Raw genomic sequence first — 5,087 nt, 5'->3', positions numbered from 1 at the left:
TGAAGTCATTGATCCATACCGTCCCGAAGCGAAGTGCCTTGGATACCCTATCTATTCTTTGCACATCCTTGGTCCAAAAACCTGCAGATAAACCATAAATGGTATCGTTGGCATTTTTTATGGCTTCAGCTTCCGTATCAAATTTTTCTATGTGTATGACCGGACCAAAGATCTCTTCTTTTACTATTGCCATCTCTTTTGTGCAACCGACCAAAAGGGTTGGTTCATAAAAATAGCCATTGGCCAGTTCAGGATCCGAGGGTTTCTTCCCTCCTGTGATCAATTCAGCTCCTTCTTCGATGGCTTTTTGAACATGGTTGGACACCTTTTCGAGTTGAGCTTCGGAAATAAGAGGACCCATTTGAGTTTGCTCATCCATTCCATCTCCCAGTCGAATTTTTTTGATCCTTTGCTCAAGCTGCTTTACCACTTGATCGTGGATAGCGGCAGCTACCATCACTCTTGTCCCGGCAGAGCAAATCTGGCCGGCATGGAAGAAAACTCCGTTTAATATAAAGTCAATGGCTGTTTCCCAATCTCCATCTTCAAATATTATATGGGGATTTTTTCCTCCCAGTTCAAGCGCTACTTTTTTAACATTTCCGGCGGCAGCCTTCATGATTTTCTTTCCGGTGACTACACCTCCCGTAAAAGATACCATGTCTACCTCGGGGTTTTCAGCCAGCTCAGCACCTATGCTGTGCCCAGGGCCCAAGACGGTATTGATTACCCCTTTGGGGAATCCGGCCTGTTCTGCAAGCTGGGTCCAATATAAGGTCGTAAGCGGGGTAAATTCACTTGGCTTAATGACCATGGTACAACCGGCCACTAGGGCAGGAGCAATTTTCCAGGCAGCTTGAAGAAGGGGGTAGTTCCAAGGACAAATCATGCCTACAACTCCGATCGGATCTTTTACCAATCGGCTTTGAGTATTCGGGTTAGGGCTAGCAATGCCTTCACCTTCGTTTTTGTCGGCAAGTCCGCCATAATACCTGAAAATTCCGGCAATATCATCCATGTCCCAAATACTTTCAGCATAGGTTTTACCGGTATTTAAGGTTTCTAATCTGGCCAATTCTTCCTTATTTTCTTCGATCAGGTCACCTAATTTATAAACCAATTTCCCACGTTCAACGGCCGTATAATTCCGCCATTCCTCAGCGTCAAAAGCAAGTTTGGCGCTTTGGATGGCTTTTCTGGCGTCCTCTCGATTACCTTCGGCTACAGTCACAAGGGCTTGCTTGTTATAAGGGTTATATATGGTTCTTACTGCATTGGACAGGGCTTCCTGCCAACAGCCATTGATATATAGGTTTTTATTTTCGATCAATTGGAAAGTTGGTTTTGTTCCTTTTTTGGATTGTGTTTGTAATAAGGCACTTCTTGTGGGGCCTCAGGACTGTTACCTAGTAATAGGTCAGCCGCTTTTTCGGCAATCATAAGCACAGGTGCGTAGATATTGCCATTGGTGATGTAAGGCATAATGGATGCATCTACCACCGAAAGATTGTTGACACCGTGAACTTTTAGATTTGCATCTACCACAGACATGTCGTCATAGCCCATTTTTGCTGTACAGCTTGGATGGTAAGCACTTTCGCCTTCTCTGGCTACGAAATCCAATATTTCTTCATCGGTTTCTACACCGGATCCTGGTGAAAGTTCTTTTCCCCTTAGTTCATTAAAAGCCGGCTGATTGATAAGGTTTCGGGTACACCTGATGGCTTCCACCCATTCTTTTCTTTCTTGCGGTGTAGACAAATAATTAAATTTAATACTTGGATATTTTTCGGGATCAGCAGATTTAATTTTTACATGTCCTCTCACATCCGTATTCATTGGCCCCACATGCAATTGGAACCCATGCCCTTCATTTGGAGCTGATCCATCGTATCGAATGGCGATTGGTAGAAAGTGATATTGTAAATTAGGATAAGCCACTTCATCATTTCCCCGGATAAATCCGCCGGCCTCAAAATGATTGCTTGCTCCTACACCTGTTCCCTTAATAAGCCATTCTAATCCTATTTTTGGTTGATTATAAAATTTTAGGGAAGGGTAAAGGCTCACCGGTTTTTTTGCGGCCCATTGTACATAGACCTCAAGATGATCCTGTAGGTTTTCTCCAACTCCTTTTAGGTCAGCTACTACTGGTATACCAAGTTTTTTCAACTCATTAGCATTGCCTATCCCGGAAAGTTGCAATAATTGAGGTGTATTGATTGCACCTCCACAGCATATTACTTGTCCTCCATAAGCAAGCTCCTTTTTTCCGTTTTTGGAATAAGCCACTCCCGTAGCTGTGTTGCCTTCAAATAGGATTTTGCTAGCGGTAGATTTTAGGTGAATCGTAAGGTTTTTACGGTGTTTTATGGGATGGACATAGGCTCTTGCCGCATTCCACCTTTTACCTTTATAAATAGTGGCATCAAATTTACCAAAACCTTCTTGTTGATAGCCATTGACATCCTCTGTCAGGGGATAACCGGCTTCTTGAACTGAATCAAAGAAAGCTTTAAAAAGTGGATTGTCACACTTGGGTGTAGTCAGGTACAGTGGACCTTTGTCACCACGGTATGTGTCTCCTCCAATTAGGCGATTTTCCAAACGCTTGAAATAAGGAAGGCAATGTGCATAGCTCCAGTTTTCCAGACCTTTTTCATTGGCCCATTTTTCATAATCCAGGGCATTGCCACGAATAAAGATCATTCCATTAATTACACTTGAACCTCCCAATACTTTACCCCGGGGTTGAAAAATTTTCCGGTTTTGCATATAAGGTTCCGGTTCAGATTCATAGCCCCAATTGTAAAAATTATTGGTAAGTGGATAGGTGAGGGCTGCGGGCATCTGAATCCTAAAATCCCAACCATGGTCGGGTCTTCCTGCCTCTATTACCAGCACCTTATTTGAGGGGTCTTCACTTAATCTATTGGCCAGGACACTGCCAGCAGAACCACCACCAACGATTATGTAATCATATTTCTCTTTTGACATTCTTTAAATTAGGACAGTTGACTTGTCTAAAAAAGCAATTGCTGCTAAAAGTATATTTAGCAGCAATTGCTTAGTTTCTAACAATTTAATTTTATTTTCCTTTAGGGACGATCTTAACAATCCCTTTGCCGTCAATACCGGCATATATCATACCATCAGGGCCTATTACAACATTTCTCACGCGTCCCAACCCTTCAAATACTTTTTCTCTTTTGGTAACCTTATTGTTATTGATGGTTAGTTTTTCTAATCGACCAAATTTCAGAGAGCCAACCAATAGATCTCCCTCCCAGGCCGGGTATTGGTTACTGTTAATATAGGCAAAACCACTGGGTGCAATAGATGGAACCCAATAATAAAAAGGTTGTTCCATTCCGGGTTTAGCTGTGTCTTCTGACAAGATTGTATCGTCATAATTGATACCATATGTGATTTCAGCCCAGCCGAAATTGGCACCTTTCTTTACGATATTGATTTCATCTCCACCTTTAGGTCCATGTTCATTTACCCAAATTTCTCCTGTTTTGGGATGTAATAACATTCCTTGAGGATTCCTATGTCCATAAGAGTAAATGGCTTTCTTTGCTCCCGATTCATTGTAAAAAGGGTTGTCTTCAGGTACTCTTCCGTCATCATACAGGCGATAAACTTTTCCACCATCACGAGTGATATCCTGAGGGTTTTCAAATTTAGCACCTCTTTCACCGATAGAAAAATACAAGAAACCATCCTTATCAAATGCTATTCTCGCTCCAAAATGCTGACCAGCTTCAGAATTGGGGCTGGCTTTGTATAGTCTCTCAAAATTCACCAATTGGTTTCCTTGTAATTTACCTCGACCAATGGCGGTATTGGAGCCTTTTCCTGTCCCTCTTGATGAAGCATAGGCAATGTAAACCAATTTGTTATTATTGAAATTTGGGTGCAAAACCACATCCAATAATCCTCCTTGACCCTTAGCCGTAATTTCAGGCAAACCTTCAATTTTTGTCTTTTGGCCGTTTTTAAAATGTACCAATTCACCGGATTTCTCTGTAATAAGCATACTACCATCCGATAATACTGCCAGTCCCCAAGGAATATTAAAACCTTCAACAACTGTTTCAACGTCATAGGCTTTCCATTCCGGATCCGTTACTTCGGGGCCATTGGGTGGTGTTTGACCCATACAGGTCATAATCGAACTGATCACCAAAAAGGTAACTAATAATGATTTCATAAAGGCTGAATAAATAATGGGATATAATTAATTTAATTGGAATATTGAAGCGAATTTAAATTTAAATATGCTCCAAAACAAGTTTTAATCAAGCAGTTCAATTTGCAGTTTTAGTATTCTATCAGTGAGGCTTTCTGAACTTATGGTGTTTCTACTGAGCCGATCAACCATAATTGGAAAGGCAAATGGGGTTATTTTTTCGGTTTTTATTAAATGAATCTCATTTTTGTTGATCCGATCAATTACTTTAAAAAGCCTGTTTTTTTCCATCTGAATTTGTATCACTTCTTCTCTAGCCTGAGCCAGCAATAGATTTTCAGGCTCATAAGTCTCAAAAACGCCATACATAATTCCCGAACTGGCTTGAAGATGCCTTGTTGGTACATTTTTTCCAGGGTACCCTTGAAAAACTAATCCTGCGATGGCTGCAATCTCCCTAAATCGCCTTTTACCCATTTCTGTCTCATTGATACTTGCAAACAAATCATCCATTAGGTTGTACGTACGAAACAAATCTTCCTCTAAACTGTCTTCAATGGGTATAGGGCTATCAGATAGCAACTCAAAGCCATAATCGTTCATGGCTATACTTAGACTAATAGGGTGACTTACACTGATTCTGTAAGCGATTAAAGCTGCCAATACTTCATGAACAAATCGACCTTCAAAAGGGAAAATAAAAACATGGTATCCTTCTCTACTTTTACACTGTTCTATGAGCAAGGACTCCTGGTCAGGGATTTTCGATAAAGCATTTTGAAGCTTTAAAATAGGCTGAATGGTTTTTAATTCAATAGCATCCAAATTGTTTTTAGAAGCATTTTGCAATTCTTCCCTGATCATTTCCGATAACCTGGAGGACAAGGGCATT

The 5,087-nt window shown here is 40.9% G+C and carries 3 protein-coding genes and 1 pseudogene; all 4 read right to left on the bottom strand.

The window, feature by feature from the left end; translation table 11 throughout:
* A partial coding sequence (locus AAC037_RS19515; protein ID WP_339904964.1) for an aldehyde dehydrogenase family protein occupies positions 1-1,330 on the bottom strand: 1,330 nt, incomplete at its 3' end.
* Positions 1,327-2,997 (bottom strand): choline dehydrogenase, encoded by a 1,671-nt coding sequence (gene betA, locus AAC037_RS19510; protein ID WP_339904963.1) that lies wholly within the window; start codon positions 2,995-2,997, stop codon positions 1,327-1,329. The genes betA and AAC037_RS19515, both read right to left, overlap by 4 nt.
* 91 nt (positions 2,998-3,088) lie before the next feature.
* Complete coding sequence (locus tag AAC037_RS19505) at positions 3,089-4,216, bottom strand: PQQ-dependent sugar dehydrogenase (protein ID WP_339904962.1); 1,128 nt, start codon at positions 4,214-4,216, stop codon at positions 3,089-3,091.
* Positions 4,217-4,300: 84 nt separating this feature from the next.
* Positions 4,301-5,087: pseudogene (locus AAC037_RS19500) on the bottom strand (DNA ligase-associated DEXH box helicase); the annotation flags it as partial.

Origin of the sequence: uncultured Cyclobacterium sp. (assembly GCF_963976465.1) — a bacterium.
In the GTDB taxonomy this organism is placed as follows: Bacteria; Bacteroidota; Bacteroidia; order Cytophagales; family Cyclobacteriaceae; genus Cyclobacterium.
Note: the sequence above shows the minus strand (reverse complement) of the source record. Positions and strands in the feature narration are given on the sequence as shown.

What these genes read in the sequence shown, in the direction of transcription:
- betA (WP_339904963.1), bottom strand. Translation starts at nt 2,997, where the DNA reads ATGTCAAAAGAGAAATATGATTACATAATCGTTGGTGGTGGTTCTGCT.
- AAC037_RS19505 (WP_339904962.1), bottom strand. Translation starts at nt 4,216, where the DNA reads ATGAAATCATTATTAGTTACCTTTTTGGTGATCAGTTCGATTATGACC.